This window comes from Glycomyces arizonensis DSM 44726 (assembly GCF_000482705.1).
Lineage (GTDB): Bacteria > Actinomycetota > Actinomycetes > Mycobacteriales > Micromonosporaceae > Glycomyces > Glycomyces arizonensis.
In genome coordinates this window covers 1-21,770 of the sequence record NZ_AXWO01000003.1, presented here as the reverse complement: position 1 = coordinate 21,770, position 21,770 = coordinate 1, and the positions used below count along the sequence as shown (strand labels likewise).

Annotated in this window: 7 protein-coding genes; 3 read left to right on the top strand and 4 right to left on the bottom strand. The window is 65.9% G+C overall.

Annotated features, from left to right (window positions below; genetic code table 11):
* Nucleotides 1–56: 56 nt before the first annotated feature.
* The 4 genes from H613_RS0104570 to H613_RS0104555 form a co-directional block, all read right to left on the bottom strand.
* Entirely contained in the window at nt 57–4,130 is a 4,074-nt protein-coding gene (locus H613_RS0104570; RefSeq protein WP_035736236.1) for an Eco57I restriction-modification methylase domain-containing protein, read from the bottom strand.
* Nucleotides 4,130–6,982: a DEAD/DEAH box helicase gene (locus H613_RS0104565; protein ID WP_026922884.1), complete on the bottom strand. Its 2,853-nt coding sequence runs from the start codon at nt 6,980–6,982 to the stop codon at nt 4,130–4,132. The genes H613_RS0104570 and H613_RS0104565 overlap by 1 nt, the downstream gene beginning before the upstream one ends.
* Nucleotides 6,979–13,257, bottom strand: coding sequence for a protein kinase domain-containing protein (locus H613_RS24355; protein ID WP_281171172.1), 6,279 nt, complete (start codon nt 13,255–13,257; stop codon nt 6,979–6,981). Before H613_RS24355 ends, H613_RS0104565 begins: the two co-directional genes overlap by 4 nt.
* 215 nt (nt 13,258–13,472) lie before the next feature.
* Nucleotides 13,473–17,534, bottom strand: a complete 4,062-nt coding sequence (locus H613_RS0104555; RefSeq protein WP_026922883.1) for an Eco57I restriction-modification methylase domain-containing protein — start codon at nt 17,532–17,534, stop codon at nt 13,473–13,475.
* 974 nt (nt 17,535–18,508) lie between these two features.
* Here H613_RS0104555 and H613_RS0104550 point away from each other — a divergent pair.
* The 3 genes from H613_RS0104550 to H613_RS0104535 all read left to right on the top strand — a co-directional run.
* On the top strand, nt 18,509–19,780 hold the full coding sequence (locus tag H613_RS0104550) for an IS701 family transposase (protein ID WP_035736227.1): 1,272 nt from the start codon (nt 18,509–18,511) through the stop codon (nt 19,778–19,780).
* A 242-nt stretch (nt 19,781–20,022) separates the two neighbouring features.
* On the top strand, nt 20,023–21,291 hold the full coding sequence (locus H613_RS0104540; RefSeq protein WP_026922881.1) for an IS256 family transposase: 1,269 nt from the start codon (nt 20,023–20,025) through the stop codon (nt 21,289–21,291).
* 194 nt (nt 21,292–21,485) lie between these two features.
* Nucleotides 21,486–21,770: transposase family protein (locus tag H613_RS0104535; protein ID WP_245598485.1), on the top strand; the 285-nt coding region annotated here is incomplete at its 3' end.

Genomic DNA, 21,770 nt, shown 5'->3' with positions numbered 1-21,770 from the left:
ACGGTGAGTCGTTCACCCGCCTACCGAGTCGCCGAGCCAACACACCGCAACCAGTGTCACTGCTGACGAGCCGGGTGGCGCGGCCCTTGGCCTGGAGGCGGGGTCAACCGAGAGAAGAAGTTCTCCCCATCGACAGGCGGATTCTCGGCCGACACACCAGCGGCTGCCATCTGGTCATAGATCTCAAGTATCAACTCCTTAGTTCGGTAGCTGCCAAACTTCGCGATGTCCTTGCGCTTGACGATCGGGAACGTCTCCATGATGTAGTCAACATCGTCACGCTCGATCCCATAGAGATGGAAGAACAGAGCATCAAGTTCCGCGCGCATGAAGAACCGCCGCTCCTCATCCCACACAAATGGGGCTCTTCCTTCATCCCCCATGTCCACTGCAAATGGCCTCATGTCATACGAGCTGAACACAAGCTCCAGTACTCGGCCATACAGAAAGCTCTCGTGCGCAAGCATCTGCTTGCGATCTGGCACCGGAAGTTGATTCAACTGGTATGGTCCGATATTGGTACCCCCGATTTTCTGCCTGAGAATATAATCCAGCACAAAAGAGCTTAGTGCCGCATATAGACCGCCGTGCCCACTATCAATTAGCGGAAACATCAACGTTGTAGAATCCCCTACCGCTCCCTTCGGAAAGAGAAAGCAAATCAGGGTTCTCTCGTCCGTTGCGCGGCACACCTTCCGCATTCCTAGAAGCCACTCTCGATGCCAACCTTTCGCCCGAAGCCGCTCAGATACGCCGGGCTCGAGGACCGGATTGCCACGGCTATCACGATTTCCAGTATCGATGGCTTGCTCCGATACCCAATACCGTGGCCGGACTACGACGGACGGGTCTTCCTTCTCATGTATCGAAATATCACGAGTTCGTCCGCCAGGTTCGTACGTCGCCCAGTGATTGTCGAAATGGTGCAGCATTTTACCTTCATATAGTGGCAGCATACGTTCGGGATCCTTCCCGAAGAAGCGATCGCAATCCTCCCAATTGCCCTCGAGAAGTTCACGGCTCGTTCTGAACAAGTGAGAGTCTTCGGCCATATGAAAAAGCCTTGAGTGGTAAGAAATCTTCCAAGTGCTTGGATCCGCACCTTTATTGCGCACTAGAACTGGCAGCCGACGGTATACAGCAAGAGTTATCTCAGCATCTCGTCGGCTGCGGAACACTGGGCAAGTGCCCGTGTTTGGGTTGAGCAGCAGGATCTCGTCTGGGCTGAGGTTGAAGGTCTTCCCTGCGTCATCGAGTTCTGCCGGGTCGTGGAGGAAGAAGCCAAACCGTGCCTCCTCCTCGCTCGCGGCCGAACCCGCCATCGACAGCAGGCAGAACTTGAAGGAGCGATGGACATCAGCGAAAACCGGCGCGGCGTTCTCGAAATCGTACAGCGCTGCGAGCGCCCTGGTTTCGACCAAGTCTCTGAAGAACCGCTGCGTGGTGGCGTCTGTGGCGATACCGGTCGGGACAATCACTCCGGTTCGCCCGCGTGGACCGGTGATCGTTCGATCGGTCTCCGCGAAGACGCTGTACGTGTTGATGTCGCCGGTGGCCGTGAACGGGAACCGACCAGAGACCTTGAGGAAGTGGGCGCTGCCCGATGATTCACGCTTGGCTGCTTGGAAACTCGCATACAACCGCGGACTCAGCTCTTCGAGTTGCGCGATCAATCGCTTCCGTGCGGCAGCATTCGGTGCTTCAGCGATCGCCGCATCGCGCGTAGCGAAGAACTCCTGCTCCTGAAGCTTGATCCGTTCCCAAGGCGGGTTGCCCACAACGGCGTCGAAACCTCCGACCCAGCCGGCGGATGAGTTGGCATTAGTTCCGGATCCCGTCCGGAACACTTCAGGGAACTCCAGATGCCAATGGAAGAACCGGTTCGCGGCCCCGATTTCAGCGGCGTGCCGCGCGATCGCCTGACCAACCAGACTATCGAATCCCGCGTCTTCCAGCTCCCAATAGGTGCCGTCCGTGGGCGCAAGCTCCTGGCTTTCTCCCGCCTCCTTGGGCCAGAAGAAGACCGCGCACCACATGTCGGCGAGCGACCGTTCTTTCCGGTACTCCGGCGACTCCTGAAATCGCTCATACTCGCGGGCCTGCCGCCTGACGTCGCCGAGGCCGTCTGCCGGTGCTGCGAGGATCGCGCTGATTCGCTTTGCCAAGGCGGCGTTCGAGTGTGTCACCCCCGCCTCCAGCTCGAAAAACCCTGAAAGGCGCTCCCCACCGTGTTCTCGCTTCGTCCGCTCGTCCTTGTTGCGTTTCTTCAGCTTCCGTGCCGTGGCCTTATCGTCGCCCTCGATCGGGTCCCATGCTTCGTCGGGTATGCCTTTAGCCATCAGAGCCGGGTAGGCACCGATTAGTGAGTTACCGCACTTGACGTGCGCATCGAGGAAGCCGAGCGCCTTGCCCGGCTCCAATGCCTCCATCCAGAGCGCGACCTTCGCCAATTCAACCGCCATCGGGTTGATGTCGACGCCATAGATGCACTTGCCGACCACCTCACGCAGCGCGGCCTTCACCGCCTTCGGCGTCGGCTCGGGGTTCTGTTCCCTCACGGCCGCAAGACGCTTGGCGATCCTCCTCGCCGCCGCCACCAGGAAGTGGCCGGACCCGCAGGCCGGGTCGCAGACGGTCAGCCCCAGCAGTTCCTTCTCGATGGCCTGCGCCGGTTCGGCTCCGCCTCGTTCCTCCCCTCGCTTCACGGCCGCGTCGATCACGGGGTCAATCGTGGTGTCCAGCAAACGCTCGATGAGGTTCGACGGCGTGTAGTACGAACCGGTGGTCTTGCGCTGGTTCCCGGCCAGTTCCACCAGCTCGAATCGTCGCTCCGCCACGCTGTACTTCGGCACCAGTTCCAGCAGCGACTCATACACCGATCCGAGTTCCTCGGCGTCCAAGTGTCGGTAGTCGATTACCCGATTCCGCCGGGTCTTCCTATCGCGCACTACCGACAGCGCACGGACAGCCCGCAGCAGGTACTCGTTCGAGAGACGCAAGCCGTCCAGGATCTCGTCAGTCTCGGTGTGGTCGAAGATACCGCCAAGCCCTGGCAGCGCCAGTTTCGGTTGCCCCTCTTCGCTTCCCAAGGCATCGAGCACAAGTTTGAGCCCCTGGTACAGGTCGCCGTGCGTCGTTCCGCGTCTGCGCCTGGCGTGAGCCCGCAGCCTCGCAGATGAGTAGTACTTGCGGTAGCGCTCCTTGGCCTTCTCATCGGCGTCGTACGGGTGCAACAGCTCCTTGTCCTCGGCGACGAACAGGAACAGCAGCCTGTACGTCAAGCGCAGCAGTGCCCGGTGGAACTGCTCGGAGTCGAGGCTGCCGATGAGGTGTCCGTTCGCTGGGTGGCTCAGGTATCCGGTGCCGAGCAGGGTGATGGCATCCCGGACTCCCGTCTTCATCTGGTCGAGAGCGCGCACCCCGGCCTGGATGGCGGTGGTGCGCCACTTCTCGAGCCAGCACGCCGAAGGCGGGGCGCCGTCGTCGACGGCGAAGCGGGAGACGTGCAGGAGCCGGTAGAGCAGGATGAACTCGTTCACCAGCTCGTTGTCGAAGATCGTCTCCAGGTCGAACTCGACATAAGCGGTCCCGGCGATCGCCGTGGAGTCGCGCAGCAGTCGCACCTGCCGTCCGTTGGTGACGATGCCCCACAGGTGCTTGTCGGTGGTGTTAAGGCATTCCTGCACCAGCGAGTGCGGGGCGGGGCGCCCGGCGTGGCGGTCTTCGAGGCCGGTTCCCCAGTCGTCGATGTGGATCGGCACGTGCGTCCACTGGTGGCTGATCGCGAAGCGCTTCTGGCCGTCGTCGGAGGCGATGCCGCCGCCGGTGGTCGCGAGCCGCCCGAATCCCAGTTCGGCGAACAGCGGCTCGATCCACGAGCGCCGCGCCGTGCCGGTCGGGTCGGAGGGCCGGTCCGAGGCTGGGATGGTCTCGCGCAGATCGAACCAGGCGGTCTTGAGATAGTCCCAGGCGCGTTCGGCTTCGTCTGCGACGCTGCGGCGGCCGACCGCGCCGTAGTGGGCGGGCTTGGCGCCGTCGAGGTCGATGCCGGTGGCGATGCGGTCGAGCAGCCCGGGGGCGATGAGGTCGCCTTCGAGGGTGACGGCAGTGTAGTCGCTGCGGGTCGGCATCAGGCGGCTCCGGTGGGAACGGGCAGGTAGACGTAGACGCCGAGAAGGTCGGCGGGGCGCTGCGGCGTGACCGCCAGCGTGGCCGACTCCCTGCGGCCGGTCTCGGCGCGGACGCGCTGGTGGGATTCGGCCAGTCGCTCGGCGAGCCGGTCGGCGGTGGCGTCCAGGTGGTCGTCGAGTTCGGGCAGGCCGTCGAGGATGAGTTTCGCGGCGTTGCGGGCGAACTCGGGGGCGGTGTTGGCGGCCGGTGCGGCGCTCAGGAGCGCGGCGGTCACCTGGTCGTCGAGCCAGGTCGGGTTCGTCGGCGAGCCTTCGAAGGCGAGGAGCCTGGCGTCTTCGGCCACCAGGTGGCGGGTGCCGTGGCGTCCTGGCATCCGCAGTTGGAACCGGAAGCGCGCCAGCAGCAGCGTGGTGCGCTTGGCGACGTCGGCGGTGCGCATGACGCCGAGTCGGCGGGCCGGGCGATCGGACGGGTCGATGGTGTCGTCGAGGGCGCCGTTGAGGATGAAGTCGGCGGTCGCGGCCACGGCCGGGTCGGTGCGGACGAGGGCCGCCTCGCCTCGGGCGACCGCGGGCTGGGTGCGGAACGTGATCGGCTTTCCGCCGTCGACGGCTTCGCCGCCGAGTGCGGCGGCGAGCGCGTCGCGCAGTCCGACCGGGGTGGTGGACACGTCCGCCCGGAAGCCGTCACCCGTCTCGGTGATCAGGGCGCGGAGGGAGTGCAATGCGCGTCTGGTGAACGGGGCGATGTCGTCGGCCGCGCCGAGCGCGTCGCGGACGGCGGCGAGCTCGTTGGCGACCTCGTCGGTGCGGATGGGTTCCTGCGCGTAGCGGGTCCTGGCGGACTTCTCGCGTTCGGCGGCGGACTGCCATGCCTGCTCGACTTCGGTTTCGATCTCCAGGATGCCGTCGAGCAGCGGCTGCTCCTGGCCGGGTCCCGAGCCGCGCATGAGGACCCATTCGACGACGGCGTTGGTGACGGCCGAAGAGGTCTCGTCGGGGACCGAGACACGGTAGCCGAGGGTCTCGTAGATCTGGCGGTGCTTCTTGATGAGCACTTCCAAGACCTTGCCGTCAACGCCGTTGTCCTTGCCGTAGACGGTGACGACCTTGACGCGGTCGGTCGTCTGCCCGAACCGGTCGACGCGGCCTTCCCGCTGGTCGTGGCGAGTCGGGTTCCAGGCGAGGTCGTAGTGGACGACGGCGTCGAAATGGTGCTGGAGGTTCACGCCTTCGGAGAGGCAGTCGGTGGCGACCAGGACCCGGCGGGCGTCGGAGTCTTCGGCGGCGAGCGCGGCGAACGCTTCGATGCGGTCGACGCGCTGCTGCGGGGAGATGGTGCCGGTGACGGATTTGACGTGGACTTTCTTTCCGAGCGAGTCGGTGAGCTGTTCGGCCACGTAGTCGGCGGTGCCGATGTACTTGCAGAACACGATCGGGTTGTAGCCGTCCTTGAGCAGGGACTTGAGCTGCTTGGTGAGGGCTTTGAGTTTCGCGTCGTGTTCGGGGCCTTCAAGGGCCTCTGCCTGCTTCCGGAGCGATTCGAGCACGGCGGCCTGGTCGTCGTCGACCGCACCGGGAGAGACGTCGACCCCTTCGATGCGGTCGGCGTCGGTGAAGTCGTAGGAAATGGGTCGGCCGAGCGCGTCGGCCTCGTCGATGGTCGCGGCCTGGGCGGTGCGGGAGCGGGAGGCGCACGTTTGGGCGGCGGCGCGCGGCGAGGAGACGATCGAGCGCAGCATCGCGAGCGCGGACCACCACGCTTTGCGGTGTTCCAGGCCGGATGAGGCGGTGAGTCTGCCTCTCGCGTAGGCCAGGGCGTCGTCGAGCAGCGCCCGGTAGGCGGGGGTGAGCTGGTAGGTCTGCTCGCGGAATTCCCGGTCGGAGGGAAAGGAGGTGTCCTGGTCGAGGTAGCGGCGGATGTCGACGCGGCGACGCTGCACGAAGTACCGGGCCAGGCGGCGGCGTCCGGCGTCGGTCTTGAGGTCGACGTTCTCCAGGCTCGGGTCGAGCAGGCCGAGGAGGTTGCGGAAGCCGGTGGCCTTGCCGCTGTGCGGGGTCGCGGTGAGCAGTACCAGGTGGCGGTCGGTGTCGGCAGCGAGGCGTTGCAGCAGTTCGTAGCGGAGCTGCTGGCCCTTGCCGGTGCGGTCGTCGGTGGCGACGCAGGTGTGCGCCTCGTCGACGATGACCAGGTCGGGGCAGTGGCGGATGAACAGGTCGCGGTGGCGCGGGGACTTGATGAAGTCGGTGGAGACGACGATGTTGGGGTAGCGGTCGAACAGGGACTCCCCGGATTCGAGGCCGCGCTCGAGTTTGGCGACTGTGGAGGCGAGGACGAGTTCGGCATCGATGCCGAACTTGAGGCGCAGCTCGTCCTGCCACTGCTCGGCCAGGGCGGGCGAGCAGAGCACGGCCAGGCCCTTGGCTTCGCCGGAGGCGAGGAGTTCGGCGGCGATGAGTCCGGCCTCGATGGTCTTGCCGATGCCGACGTCGTCGCCGATGAGCAGCCGGGTCGTCTGCTGGCGCAATGCCATGAGCAGCGGCACGAGCTGGTAGGCGCGCGGTTCGACGGCGATCTGGGCGAGCGACCGGAACGGCCCGGCCGAGGAGCGGAAGCCGACCTGCATGGCGGTGCGCAGCAGGGAGGCCGAGGCGGCGTCGCCGAGGTCGTCGAGGTCCGGCGGCGGGAAGCTGGCCGGTTCGACGCCTTCGAGTTCGGGGAAGATCGCGGCGATGTCGTCGTCGGAGCCGCCGAGTGGTCGCAGGACGAGCATGTCCGTCTCGGACTCGGGCAGGACGACCCAGTCGCGGCCGCGGGTGGTGACGAGACTGCCGGGGGCGATGTCGGTCATTGGCGTTCCTCACGGTCGTCGGCCGACTTGGATCGGCCGGGTCCGAAGACGTTCCGGTGGCGGGCGATCACATCATGCCAGTCCTCGTCGTAGCGGATCCGGAGGACCATCCAGCCGGCCTCGATCAGGCGTTCCTCGGCTTCGGCGTCGCGCAGGGCGACGTCGGCGCGGTCGTGGACCGGTCCGTCGACGAAGACGGCATAGGTGCCGTCACGCAGGTCGTAGACGAAGTCAGGCCTGGCGTGGGCCTCGCTGATGAGGACCTGGGTCCGGTCCGGCAGCCGGTAGCCCTCGGACTTGAGCATGGCGAGCACGTCGCGTTCGAGGCTGGAGTCGGCGCCCTGTTCGAGGCGGCGGTGCTCGTCGGTGCGGGACTTCCCGATGCCCGCGGACAGGACTTCGGCCCGGGCGAGGCGCATCAGGTCGTCTTTGACGCTGTGGCGGTCGATGCGGTCGTGGACGATCTGGTTGCCGTACGACAGCAGGCACTTGTAGCAGCCCTTGGCGCAGTCGTCGCTGCGCAGGTCCTCGCCGGTGTCCGGGTCGAAGTGGCAGATCTCCAAGGCCTGACGGGCCACGCGGGCCAGGTTTCCGGGCTCGCTCTGGACCTGGCGGAGGACGCCGGCGCCGCCTTCGGCGGACTCGACGAAGAGCAGGTACTGGGTCGGGGCGTCGTCGCCGGTGGGCAGTTCGCTGGCCAGTTCGCTGTCCTCGAGCTGGAAGACCGCTTCGATGCCGCGTTCGAGGGCGTACATCAGCGACAGCGCCCGGTCAGGGTCGATGGCGTCGTCGAGCTTGAGGACGGCGATGTTGCGGGTGTCCTCGACATAGGGCACCACGCGGACCTTGAGGCGGGTCTCCTCGTCGCCGTCGGCGAGTTCGGAGGCGTCGGTGACCGCTTCCTCGGCGTCTCGCTTGCTGATCCATTCGCCGACCGAGGGATCGAGGAAGTAGCCGTCCGGATCGTCCTTGTCGGCGATCCGGCGGCGGCGGTTGGCGACGCGGACGGTCGCGGCGTCCCCGTAGGTGATCCGGCCGAGCTTCTCGTCTCCCAGACGGATGTCCGATTCGTTCCGGCCGCCGCGCGTCCCCTTCTCGTTGAAGCGGTACGAGGTCTCCAGGAGGTAGCCGGCCCGCTGCCGCTCCTCCTCGTCTGAGGTGATCCGCTGGCGGCGCTGGGTGTAGACGGTTCGCAGCTCCAGCAGGTTCTTCCGGTCGTAGACGTCCGAGAGGCCCCTGTCGCACATCTTGCACACGTCGGCGTTCTCGGCCTCCTCGTGTCCGCAGCCGCAGTCCGGGCAGCGACGCGAGACCGTGAGCGGCAGCTCTCCGCCCTTGTTGGGCGGCAACTGGATGCGCTTGACCTGGTAGCGGCGTCCTTCGTGGTAGATGAGGGCGCCGGGCCCGAACTCGCGGACGGCGATGAAGCGGGCGCGCTGGAGATAGTCACCATCCTGTCCGGCGCCGGATCGGCTCGGGATGTAGGCGGCCAGCGGGAGTCTCGGGAAGGAGTATCCGGGCAGGAAACCCTCGCTGGCGAGGTAGCGGTGCGGGTAGAAGTCGGCGCCGAGGTTGAAGTCGTCGCCGGTGTCATTGCGCAGCAGTCGCAATTGCGCCTCGGCGTCCCAGCGGCGGCGTTCGGCGTGCTTACGGTCGCGTTGGGTCAAACTGGTGTCGTCCTGGCGGCGGTGCTGCTCTTCTCGTTCGGTCTTGGCGGCCTGGTAGAGAGTGCGCCACCGGTCGAATGCGGCGTTGAAGTCGTCGGGAATCCGCCGGACCGTGTCGGCCGCCCAGTCCGGGTCCCACCAGGTCGTCAGCTTGAGCTCGTCCTCGAGTTCGGCCAGGAGCCCACCGGCGATGGCGAGCGTGCGCCCCTGAGCCCCTTTCGAGCCGATCGCGTCCTTGACGTGGTCGTAAAGCGGCATCGGGGCGTCGAGGTCGGGCCGGTCGCCTTCGAGCGCAGTGGTGTCCACCAGTTTGTCGACGGCCTTGCCGAGTTGGAGATCGTCGAGCTGGGACAGCCAGATGGCGTGGAGGTGCGCGGCGATGAGGTCCTGGTTGCACAGGTCGATGCGCGGAGGCGTGACCGCGCCCGCGGCCATCTGGTCGCGGCGGTCGAAGTAGTACTGATCGTGGCTGTTGCCGGTGGCGCAGTAGGTGACCACGAGCGCCTGCTGGCCGCTGCGCCCGGCGCGGCCGGACCGCTGCGCGTAGTTGGCGGGCGTGGGCGGGACGTTGCGCATCATGACCGCGTTGAGCTCGGCGATGTCGACGCCGAGTTCCATGGTCGGCGAGCAGTACAGCAGCGGCAGCTCGGCAGAGCGGAACAGCTCCTCGCGGACCTGCCGTTCGGCCGGGCTGACCTGCGCGGTGTGCTCCTTGGCCCGGAGATTGGTGAGCGCGGCCTCTTCGGATCCGTAGAGGTCCCTGAAGTAGGTGTGCGGAGGCGGGCCTTCGCCGCTCTTGCGGCTGACGTTGAGCGGGTCGTCGATGCCTTTGCGGCCGTCGCCGGCCTTCCAGAGGAAGGCGGCGGCGTTCACCCGGTAGCCGGTCGCGTCGGGGCGGCGCGGGCCCCGGCCGGGCCTGCGCCCCTTCGGCGGAGGCGGCACTTCGGTCAGCAGCCCGGCTTCGGCGAGTCTCGTGAGCATCTCGGCGATGGCTCGGAGGCGGTCGTCGATGGACAGGCGGCCGTGGACCTGTCCGAGCCGTTTGCCGATGTAGCGGCCCATCTTGCTGCGGCCCGACATGAACACGCAGGTCTTGTCGGTTCCTTTGGGTTCGGCCATCGGATAGACGGTGGTCTGCTCGGGCTGGTCCTCGGTCTCGTCGAGCTGCCAGGCTTCGGCCAGGCGGTTCCGGCTGCCGCGTTGGAGTCTGTCGAACGCTTCGAGGTCGAGGCAGTCGGCGTCGATGGCGAGGGAACGGCGCATCGCGTCGAGGAGGGTCTTGAGGAGGTCGCGGCGCGTGGCGGTGTCGACGGCCGCCAGCAGCGAGGAGCCCCAGTCGTCCTTGGCGATCTCATCGAGGTCGAAGTAGTCGACGATGAGCTGGCCGGTCTGCTCCAGGTTCGGCATGGTGACCCGCCAGCCGCGGCGCAGGTCCACGTGGAGGTGGAGGTTCACGACCTCTTCGAAGGTGCGGCGGGCCTGGGCGGCCATCTGCGGGCGCAGGCCCGGCTTGGCGTATTCCCCTGTGCCCAAGCCCATCTCGGCGACCACTGCGGCAGCCACCGACTCATCATCGAGACCGTCGGGGGTGTGCTTCAAGGCCCGGTAGAGGGCGCCGCGCAGTTGGACGACGCGGGCGAAGTCGTTGAGGTGCCCGGCCTGGAGCGCCGCGTCCTGCCGGTTGTCGACGAACGCCAGCAGCTTCTTCGCCCGGTCCGACAGGCTCGTCGAGCGGAGCGACTCGAGGATGTTGGTGGAGACGACCGAGGTCGCCGACGAGCGCCCTTCCTGGTTGAACGCGGCGAGGCGGCCGAAGTCCTTGCCGCGGGCGCCTTCGTAGGTGATGCCGCAGGCGAGGCAGAACTGGAACCGGCCGCGGATGAACGCGGCGTCGACGCCGGAGCCTTCCATGCCGGTCGGGTCCACCTGGACGGCTTGCGGCACCTGGCCCATCTTGGACTTGGCAAGGAGCCGGTTGCCCGAGGCGTCGGTCTCCAGCCAGGAGTCGGGGAGGCGATCGTGCTCGATGAGCTCGGTCTTGTCCGCGCTCCAGGGCCGCTCGGTGTCGATGTAGAGGTAGCCGGTCTGGACGTGGTCGTCCTCCACCAGGTCGTTGTCGATGCGCGCCCGGTACTCGGCGCGGCCGGTGCGGGTGTCGGTGGTGCGGATGACGGTCAGGTACTCCTGACCGCAGTCGCGGCAGAACGCGAGCGGGTACAGGCGTTTGCCGCGGCCGAAGACGTCGGCGGTGCCGGGGAGCTCGATCTGGTAGTTGCGGGTGAACCGGCGGGTCAGCTCGTCTTCGGCGGTCGTGTAGACGTGGTCGCCTTTGGAGATGAACTGGTGGAGTCGGAACGCGAACAGCGGTCGACCGGTCTGGGGATGGCGGGCGGCGGAGCCGGCCAGGAGGGTCTTGCGGATCGCGGATTTGCAGGCTTCGGCGTCGACGCCGGTCTGCTCGGCCAGCGCGTCGGCGGCGTCTTCGACCGTCGTCGGCTCCTGGCGCACCAGGTCCCCGGTCTCGTCGGTGCGCAGGCCGAATCGCTGCTCGATCCAGGAGGCGAGCGGGTCGGCGGCGAGGTCCTGGTATCGGGCCGGGGCGGCGGGCGCGGCGATGCGTCCGGCGCTGACGGCGTCGGGGTCGCCGGTGCAGGCCCGCACCAGGGTCTCGCCGATGATCGTCGGCTCCCGTTCGAGGCCGAACAGTTGGGCGGCGACCTTGGCGACCTCGCGGCGCTGCTCGGCGCGGGTGCCTTCGGTGGCCATGGTCGCCGAGGTGCCGATGCACTGGACGTCGGGGGCGTCGCACGCCTTGCGGACGCGGCGGATGAGCCAGGCGACGTCCGCGCCTTGGCGGCCCCGGTAGGTGTGGAGCTCGTCGAAGACCAGGAACTGGAGCCCGTCGGCGGCGCCGATGACCTTCCGCCGCTCCTCGGGGCGGGTGAGGAGGAGCTCCAGCATGACGTAGTTGGTCAGGAGGATGTCGGGCGGGTGCTTGCGGATCTTCTCGCGTTCGCTTTCGGACTCCTGGCCGGTGTAGCGGGCGAAGGTGACCGGCTCGCCGTCGGCGGGGTAGCCGTGGCTGAGGAACTTCTCGAGCTCCTGCTTCTGGCTGTTGGCGAGCGCGTTCATGGGATAGACGACGATGGCGCGGATGCCGCGGCGCCCCGGATCGGCGTCGCGCTCGCGCAGGACCTTGTCGACGATCGGGACGATGTAGGCCAGGGACTTGCCCGAGCCGGTGCCGGTGGTGAGCACGTAGGATTCCCCGCGCTTCGCCGCTTCGATGGCGTCGCGCTGATGGCGGTGCAGGACGATGGGGTCACCGTCGCAGGCGGGGGCGCCTTCGGGCTTGCCGGTCTGGAAGATGTTCGCGCACTCGGGGTGGAGCAGCCCTTCGGCGGCGAGCTCGTCGACCCGGCCTCCGGGTTCGAAGAAGGGGTTGAGGGCGACGAACGGGTGCGGCCACTGCGTGCCGTCGCTCATGTCCCGCTCGATGAACTGCTTGATCCTCGGGTCGTCGATGATCACGCCGCCGGAGGTGAAGCGCTGGTATTCGTCGATCAGCTTCCGGTGGATCTCGAAGACGTTCATCGGCTGCTCCGATTCGTCGGCCGCTGCGGATGGGTGCGCTTCGGGAAGGCGCGCCGACGCCTCGCCGGGCGACTCGGGTGGCCCGAGGACCTCGGCCGGGTCGCCGTGGCAGAGCGATGCGGGCAGGGGTTCGACTGGGGCGGCGTACGCGATGGCGCGCAACCGGTCGGCGACCGAGCGAGCGTTCGGTGGACGGTCCTTGGGATCCTTTTCGAGGAGAGCGTCCACGAGGGAGGCCAGCGCCCCCGGCAGGTCGCCGCGCATGAGTTCCAGGCCGGACGGTTCCCGCTGGACGTGGGCGAGGAGGATCTGATGGTCGGTCCCCTCGGGGAACGGAGGAGTGCCCGACAGGAGCTCGTACAGCAGGCAGCCGAGGTTGTAGAGGTCGCTGCTCACGGTGAGCTCGCCTCCGGTCGCCTGCTCGGGCGACATGTACTTGTGGGTCCCCACAGCCGTGCCGGTCGAGGTGAGACGCGCGGGGGCGTCGGGGCCGATGAGCAGGCCGACGCCGAAATCGAGGACCATCGCGCGGCCGTCGTCTTCGAGGATCACGTTGGCGGGTTTGAGGTCGCGGTGCAGGACGTCGGCCGCGTGGGAGACGGCGAGGACATCGGCGATCTGGCCCGCGATGCCCGCGACCGCCCGCACCGGCAGTGCCCCGCCCTCGGCGATGACCTCGGCGAGCGTGGGTCCGTGGAGGAGCTGCATGGCCAGGTACGGCTGGTTGCGTGCGTCGTCGTGGCCGGAGCCGATGAAGCGCGGCACGCCTGGATGGTCGATGCGGCTCATGATGTCGATCTCGCGCTGGAACCGCTCGACGAGCCGGTTGAATCTCGGCGTGGCGGCCGTGGTCCGCACGTGGTCTAGGGTGATGAGTTTGAGTGCCACCTCGCGGTCGGGCGCATCCGGCGCGGCCTCGAGGTCGACGGCCTCGTAGACCTCGGACATTCCCGATCCAAGAGGCCGACGGAGCTCGAATCGGCCGCCGATAACATCAGGGGTGTTGCGGGCCACGTGTCCTCCACATCCATCGCAAACCGTAACGGCATCACTGTAGCCAGTGACGATCTCACCACGTGAGCAGGCGTCAGACCCATTCTCGTCGTATTGGTGTGAACATAGTACACACCTTCATTGCAGGGCGATGGACATGGGGTTCACAGCCGAGCGCGAAGGAACTTTTCGCGAGCGCCGCACCGCAGGCGGCGGCACACCAGGTGAAATGGCCGTCAGCACACCCGAGGAGCATGGCGGGGGCCATGTCCGGGCGGTGGCGCCAAGCGCGAGACGAAGTCCTCACCGTCGAGAGGCGGGTTTGCGGCCGAGATCCCCGCCGCCGCCATCTGGTCGTATGCCTCAAGGGTCAGCTCCTTGGTCCGAAAGCTTCCAAACTGGGCGATATCCTTCTTCCTGACAATGGGGAACGTCTCCATGATGTAGTCGACATCTTCCCGCTCAACTTCGTAGAGGTGAAAGAAAAGCGCGTCCAATTCCGCTCGCATCACCGACCGCCGCTCCGCATCCCAGACGAACGGTTCACCTTGATCGCCAAGATCTTCGGCGAACGGCCTCATGTCAGCGGCCGTATACACCAGCTCGGATACGCGAGGCATCAGGAAGCTGTCGCAACCGGCCAGAATCTCGGGCGGGTGCACAGGAAGCTGCTTCCAGATAAACAGCTTCATGTGCGCATCGCTTACCTTTTGCCGACTCACGTAGTCGAATACATACGAGCTCTGCTCTGCAATCAACGCTCCCGTCTCACGAGCGGAACTCCTTGGAAGCATCACAGGGAACGTGTGTCCGGCGGCGGTTCGCGGTATCAAGCAGGGGATCGCCGTGCGTTCATTCGTGGCACTCGTGACATCGCACCATCCCGCGATCCAACCGCTATCCCAACCGGCTCTATCAAGCTCGTCTTCCACGAATTCTTGCGCTATCCAGCTCAAAGGCTGTGCGCTTCTTTCCGGATCACGTTTCTCCGCGGCTGAGAGGTACCTCGGCTGATTCTGCCGTTTGAGCGCTGTGTCGCTCTTCACTACATCCGCAGTTCGGTGGTCAAAGAAGTCGACCATCTTGGCTTCATAAAGCGGCAGCATCGCTTTACCACCGAGTTCGTAGACGTTGCCTCGAAGTGACCAGCCTTCAGTTTCCAGCCGTTCCCTTCCCTGAAAGAGATCCGAGTCATCGGTCATGTTGAAGAGGTTCTTGAATCGGACACCCCAAGGGTTGCCGTCCGCGACCGTCTCGTTCCAGAACACCGGGACACGTTTGAAGATCTCGGCTGTGATACGGGCATCCCGCGGATCACGGAAGATCGGGAGCGTTCCGGTGTTCGGACTGATCAGGTGCAGCTCCTCTGGCGTGAGGCTGTAAACGCGCCGGGCGTCGTCGATCTGGTCGACCTCGTTGAGAAAGAAGGCGAATCTTGTCTCTTCAGCACGTGATCCCCGGCCGGTAGCGGTCAGGAGGCAGAATTTCACTCGAGAATCCGCCCCGGGAAAGAACTTCCTCTGGGCGTTCTCAAAATCGAAGATACTGACCAGCGACCCACTGCCCGTGAGATCCGCGAAGAGATACTGCGCTCCGGCTCCGGTGGCGATGTTGCTCGGGACGATGCATCCCACCCACGAACCGCTCGATCCGAGATCACGGAACAGCTCGGCGAACAGCTGGTCAGTGTTGAGCGAGTTGACCCCCGGGACAGTGAGCCCTTTCTGGCACAGCGGAAATGATCCCGAGGCACTGGCGAACTGAAACGTACCCTTGACCTTGCGGATCGCCGCGCGATACTGAGCGCTGCCCGATGGGCTCCGAAGCTCCCACTCCGCGATCCTCTGCTTCCGAGCGCGTCCTGAGATCTCGGCGATCTCTGGGGCAGCGACACTGAAGTACTTTTTGTCCTCGAATTCGAGCTTGTCCCAAGGAGGATTGGCGAGAACGGCGTCGAAGCCGCCGGCCCACCCGGTGAGCCCGTTGGCGGTCTCGCCCTGGTCAGTAAGAAAGACCTCGGGAAACTCCAAGTGCCAGTGGAAGAAGCGATTGGCGTCCCGCAGCACCGCCGACTTCTCCGCGATGGCCTGTCCGATCAGGTTGTCGAATCCGGCCCGCTCAAGCTCCCGGTAGGTTCCTTCCGTAGGGGCGAGACTGAGATCAGAACCCGGCTCCTTCTTCCAGAAGAACGCTGCACACCACGTATCCGCGAGAAGCCGCTCCTTCTCGTACTCGCCAAGCGTCAGCAGCCGCCGGTAAGCGGCCCGCTTTCGCTTCGCGTCCCGTACGCTCTCCGACGGCGCCTCCAGGATCTGGCGAGTACGCCTCCCCAGAACCACATTCGACCGGGCGGTCCCGCACTCCAGCTCGAAGAGCCCGTCGAGGCGTTCGGCCCCGCGCTCACGACTCTCCCGTTCCTTCCTGTTCCGCTTCTTCAACTCCCGAGCGGCGGTCTTGTCATCCCCTTCAATCGGGTTCCACGCCGCATCCGGGATGCCCCCGGCCATGAGCACCGGGCGGGCACCGATGAGCGAGTTGCCGCTCTTGATATGCGCGTCAAGGAAGTCGAGAGCCTTCCCCGGCTCCAGCGACTCCATCCACAGCGCGACCTTCGCCAACTCGACGGCCATCGGGTTGATGTCGACGCCGTAGACGCATCGGCCGATCACCTCCCGGAGAGCCGACCTCAGCGCCCTCGGGGTCGGCTCAGGGTTTCGCTCTCTGACCGCTGCCAGCCGCTTGGCGATTCGCCGTGCCGCGGCCACAAGGATGTGAGCGCTCCCACATGCAGGGTCACAGACCTTCAGCTTCAGCAGCTCCTCCGCGACAGCGATAGTCGGATCGGACTCGACTCTCGCTTCGCCGCGCTTCACGGCCGCATCGATGACCGGGTCCAGCGCCATGTCGAGCAGGCGCTCGATGAGGTTCGCGGGGGTGTAATAGGTCCCCGAGGATTTTCGCTGGTTACCGGCCAGCTCGGCCAGCTCGAACCGCCTCTCCACTGGGCTGTACTTCGGCACCAGCTCCAGGAGCGACTCGTACACCGACCCCAGTTCCTCGGCTTCGAGATGACGGTGGTCGATCACCCGGTTTCGCTGCGTCTTCTTGTCCCGCAAGACCGCCAGCGCTCGCACTGCCCGAAGTAGGTCCTGATTCGCCAGGTGGAGGCCGTCCAGAACCTCATCGGCCTCGGTGGCCTCGAAGATCCCGCCCAAACCGGGAAGTGCGAGCTTCGGCTGCCCATCCTCGCTGCCGAGCGCGTCGAGCACGAGCTTCAACCCCTGGTACAGATCGCCGTGGGTCGTCCCCCGGCGTCGCCTTGCATGCGCCCGCAGCCTGGCCGACGAGTAGTACCTCCGATAACGCTCCTTGGCCGATGCCGCCGCGTCCTGGGGGTGCAGCAAACCCTTGTCCTCCGCGACGAACCAGAACAGCAGCCGGTAGATCGTCCTCAGCAGGGCCCGGTGGAACCGTTCGGCGTCGAGATCGTCGATCAGGCGGCCGTTCGCCGGGTGGCTCAGGAAGCCGGTGCCGAGGGTGGTGATGGCGTCCCTGACGCCATCCCTCATCTGGTCGCGCGCTCGAATGCCGATCTGGATGGCGCTGGCCCGCCACTTCTCAAGCCAACAGCTCGACGGCGGAGCATCCTCGGCGACCTCGAACCGGGAGACGTGGAACAACCTGTAGAGCAGAATGAACTCGTTGACCAGCTCATGATCGAAGATGGTCTCGAGATCGAACTCCACGTACGCGGTCCCGGCGATGGCCGTCGAGTCGCGGAGCAAACGAACCACGCGGCCGTTGGTGACTATCCCCCACAGGCGCTGATCCGTCGAATTCAGGCACTCCTGCAGCACCGAGTGCGGCGCCGGCCGTCCGGCATGCCGGTCCTCCAGCCCGATCCCCCAGTCAACCATGTGAATTGGGACATGCGTCCACTGGTGAGCGATCCGGAAGCGCTTCTGACCGTCGTCGGAGTCGATGCCGCCGCCGGTCAATGCCGGACGGCCGAAGCCGAGTTCGGCCAACAGCGGTTCGATCCACAACCGCCGCGCCGCGCCGGTCGTGTCGATCGGCCTGTCTGCGGCCGAAATCGTTCCCCGGAGGTCGGTCCACGCGGTCTTGAGGTAGTCCCAGGACCGTTCCGCCTCGTCGGAGACGCTCCGGCGACCGACCGCGCCGTAGTCGGCGGGTTTCACGCCGTCCAGTTCCCGACCCGTCTCGATACGGCGGAGCAGTTCATGCGAGATCAGGTCGCCTTCGAGACTGACGGCGGCGTGTTCACCGCGGGCCGTCATCGAACGACTCCGGTAGCGGTCGGCGAAAAGACGCGGACACTGAGGCCGACTGGTCGCTGCGGAACGGCTGGGGCTGCGGCCGACCCATTACGGCTGGTTTCGGTGCGAAGGCAGAGATTGGACTCGGTCACCCTCTTCGCAGGTGGGTCCGCAGTGACGCACAGGTGAGCGGTCGAGGATTCGGCGACGTTGCCTCGACGAGCGTAGGCCCGGGTCTGGTAGCCAGGAGTGAGCCGGTAGGACTGGCCGGAGCCATCGTGTCGAGCGGAAACCGACACCGCGACGGTGGCGACGCACCGTGAGGCACGCCAGGTGCCTGTCTTCAGCGTCGGACTGGAGGTAGACCTGATTCGGCCTCGGTTGGTCAGACAGAGGCCTCGGGGGGTGAGGTCGTTCATTCAGTTCCCTTGGGGTAAGCGAAGGTGCAGAGACTTGGAATAGACACGATCGATCTCCATAGGAGGTTGCGTCTCTGGGAATATCAGAAGACTGGTTGATATATGGCATTTGCGTATACTGGTCTATTTACCATGATTTGACCGGTGAATCACTTGGCCGATTCTCTACCCGGGAGACATGGAGGGACGAAAGTAGATACGCTTCTATGTGACTTCGGTGAACGTCCGAGATCAGGCAGGGCAAGCGCGTCGATTGTCGACGACCAGGCAACCCAAGGCACATTCGGTCGCCCAGCTCGAATGCGTTCAGTTCGAAGGTGAATGCATCGCCTTGTACCCGTCGATCCTTCGATTTCTGATGTGATCACACAAAGGCTGCCGAAGACCTCGGGCCAACGATTGGACACCTTGGCCTCTCCAACCGCTACCAGGCGGGTTCGCGACCGCTCTAGTACTCCAGTGAGAGTTCATGGTGTGAGCTGCGGGGATGCCGGTGTTGGACGTGGGACGGCCGCCGTGATCATTGTTGTTGTGAGGCAACTGAAGAGCACGACGACCGTTGAGACGAGTGTAGAGGTGGGCCGCTGGCGATCGGATCTGGACGCGCTGTGGACGCGTCTGGCTCCGGCGTTCCGGCGGATCGAGACCAGACGGAACGCGAAACGCCTGGCGCAGGCGATGATGGCGCATCTGGAACGGCGCAACTGCTGGACGCTGGCCGAACACGCCGGCGAGGCCGGGCCGTGGCGGTTCCAGCACCTGCTCGCCCGCGCGGCCTGGGACGACGAGCGGGTCCGATCCGATATCCGCGCCTGGGCATGCGAGCGTCTGAGCGCCGAATCGGGCCTGCGGATCCTGGCCGTGGACGAGACCGGCGATCTCAAGAAGGGCGAGGCGACGGTCGGGGTGCAGCGGCAGTACTCGGGGACGGCGGGCCGGATCGAGAACTGCCAGGTGGCGGTGTACCTCGCCTTCGCGACCGCGGCCGGGCACGCGGCGGTCGATGTCCGGCTCTACCTGCCGAAGTCTTGGACTGACGACCCCGGACGCTGCGCATCGGCCGGGGTGCCCGAGCAGGTCGTCTTCGCCACCAAGCCCGAGCTTGCCGGGGACATGATCGAGGCCGCGCTCGATGCGGGCGTCACCGCCGACTTCGCCGTCGGCGATGAGGTCTACGGCATCAACCCTGAGCTGCGAGGACGACTCCGGGCCCGTGGCCTGTCCTATGTTCTGGCCGTCGCGGCCACCACCCCGGTCACCGTGGAGGCGGGCAGGACCACTGCCGCCGGGGCGGTCGAGCAGGCCGGTATCGCCTGGCAGGCCCGCTCGGCCGGGAACGGCGCGAAAGGGAGGCGGCTCTATGACTGGGCATGGATCGACCTGGTCGACCAGGTCGAGGGGCACGCGCATCTGCTGGCGCGCCGCAACCGACGCACCGGCGAGCTCGCCTACTACCTGACCTGGACCCCCGCGCCGGTCCCGCTCCAGACGCTGGTCACCGTCGCCGGGAGGCGTTGGAGGATCGAGGAGACCTTCCAAGGCGCCAAGGAACCGGCCGGACTCGACGAGCACCAGGTGAGGACCTGGACCTCCTGGCACCGGTGGGTCACCCTCGCGATGCTCGCCTACGCCTTCCTCGCCCCCACCCGCGCCCGCGCCCGCGAAACCGGCCCCCACGAGCCGGCCATGATCCCGTTGACCTGCAACGAAATACGGCACCTCCTGGTCAGCGCGAGCACGCCCGACCTGGACTGGCGGCACCGGCTCCGCTGGTCGAGGTGGCGACGCCGCCACCAAGCCACCGCGAAACAGCTCCACTACCAGCGACAACTCACCCTGACTGCATGAAACCCGAACTTACAACTGGAGTACTAGGCGTTCTCGCAGGTAGTCTAGGGTAACCACCATGGTCTTCCAAACCAATGACGCGAGTTCGATTCTCGTCGCCCGCTCCACCCCCTGACCTGCAAAAACACCCCCGATTCCGATCACAGGATCGGGACTGTCAGAAACTTTGGGGGTCAAGGTGATCCAGACAGGTTGAAGTAGTCTGCTGCTTCAGCCGGGAGAGGATTACTTTGAACGACAACATGATCGAGTCCGAGACCACTGCCGCTGGTGGCCTGGACGTTCGGATCGCCGAGGAGCTGGTCGAAAGGGCCCGGGCCGAGGGCTTGGAGCTGACTGGCCCGGACGGGCTGCTCGCCGCCGTGACCAGAAACGTCGTCCAGGCCGCGCTCGAGGCCGAGATGACCGAGCACTTGGGCTATGCGAAGGGCGACCGTGCCGGTGCGGCGGCGGCCGGGGACGGCAATCACCGCAATGGCACCTCGAAGAAGACCGTGCAGACCGGCGTGGGCCCGGTCGAACTCGACGTTCCCCGCGATCGGGCCGGCGAGTTCGAACCCAAGATCGTGCCCAAGCATGCACGCCGCATCGGCGGGTTCGACGAGGCCGTGGTGAGCCTGTACGCCAAAGGACTGACCACCGGCGAGATCCGGGCGCACCTGGCCGAGATCTACGGCGCCGAGGTCTCGCGCGAGACGGTCTCCAAGATCACCGACGCGGTGGCCGCCGAACTCGACGAGTGGCGCAACCGGCCACTCGACCGGGTGTACGCGGTGGTCATGATCGACTGCATCTACGTCAAGATCCGCGATGGCGCTGTCGCGTCTCGCCCGGTCTATGTCGCCGTGGGCATCAGCCTGGATGGCGAGCGGGACGTGCTGAGCCTGTGGGTCGGCGACGGCGGCGAGGGCGCCAAGCACTGGATGGGAGTCCTGGCCGAGCTGCGCAACCGCGGCGTCGAAGACGTCCTGGTCGTCTGCTGTGATGGCCTCAAAGGCCTGCCGGAGTCGATCGGTGAGATCTGGCCGCAAGCGATCGTCCAGCTGTGCGTGGTCCATCTGGTCAGGGCCTCGTTGCGATACGCGGCGAAGCAGCACTGGGGGCCGATCTCGAAGGCGCTCAGGACGATCTACACCACCCCGACGGTCGATGCCGCCGAACGCCAGTTCGCGGCATTCAAGACCGACTGGGGCGAGCGGTACCCCATGATCGTCAAGACCTGGGAGAACGCCTGGGAACAGTTCACACCGTTCCTGGCCTTCCCACCCGAGATTCGCCGGGTCATCTACACGACGAACATGATCGAATCGATGAACGCCCGCTTCCGTCAGGCCGTGCGCCGCCGCGGCCACTTCCCGTCCGACCAGGCCGCGTTGAAAGTGCTCTACCTGGTCATCCGCGACCGCCGCAAGAACCGCCCGAACGTGGTCGGCAAGACCGCCGGCTGGAAACGCGCCCTCCAGCAGTTCGCCGTGTACTTCGGCGACCGCGTCACTGACCAAACCGAGTAATAGTACGATCAAAACCAATCACCTTGGCCCACAAATAAACTGGCTCTGTCGCAAATCCGGTGGTAACTGAGCGTGGTCTGGAATGATGGATCTGGTGTAATAGCAGTGAAATCGGACGAATCGTCTTCTCAGGACTGTCTGATCTGGATCTTAAACGCGTGGTTGACCTGGGTGATCACATTCTGATCCAGGCGATGACGGTGGATCGGCCAGTGAGCTGCCCTGATTGCGGGACCGCCGCTGAGAGGGTCCACGCTTTCTGCGAGCGGACAGTGGCCGATGTGTCGGTCGACGCGCGGCCGGTGGTCGCGAAGGTGCGGGTTCGGCGTCTGCGGTGTGAGAACGCCGAGTGCCCGCGTCGGACCTTCCGTGAGCAGGTCACAGGGGTGCTCGAACGCTACCAGCGGCGCACGGGGCGACTGGCCGCCCAGATCGGCGCGGTGGCCCGCGAGCTGGCCGGACGGGCGAGCCAGCGGGTG

Coding starts and splice junctions, on each gene's coding strand:
- H613_RS0104565 (WP_026922884.1), bottom strand. CDS start 6,982: ATGACCGACATCGCCCCCGGCAGTCTCGTCACCACCCGCGGCCGCGAC.
- H613_RS0104570 (WP_035736236.1), bottom strand. CDS start 4,130: ATGCCGACCCGCAGCGACTACACTGCCGTCACCCTCGAAGGCGACCTC.
- H613_RS0104555 (WP_026922883.1), bottom strand. CDS start 17,534: ATGACGGCCCGCGGTGAACACGCCGCCGTCAGTCTCGAAGGCGACCTG.
- H613_RS0104540 (WP_026922881.1), top strand. CDS start 20,023: ATGATCGAGTCCGAGACCACTGCCGCTGGTGGCCTGGACGTTCGGATC.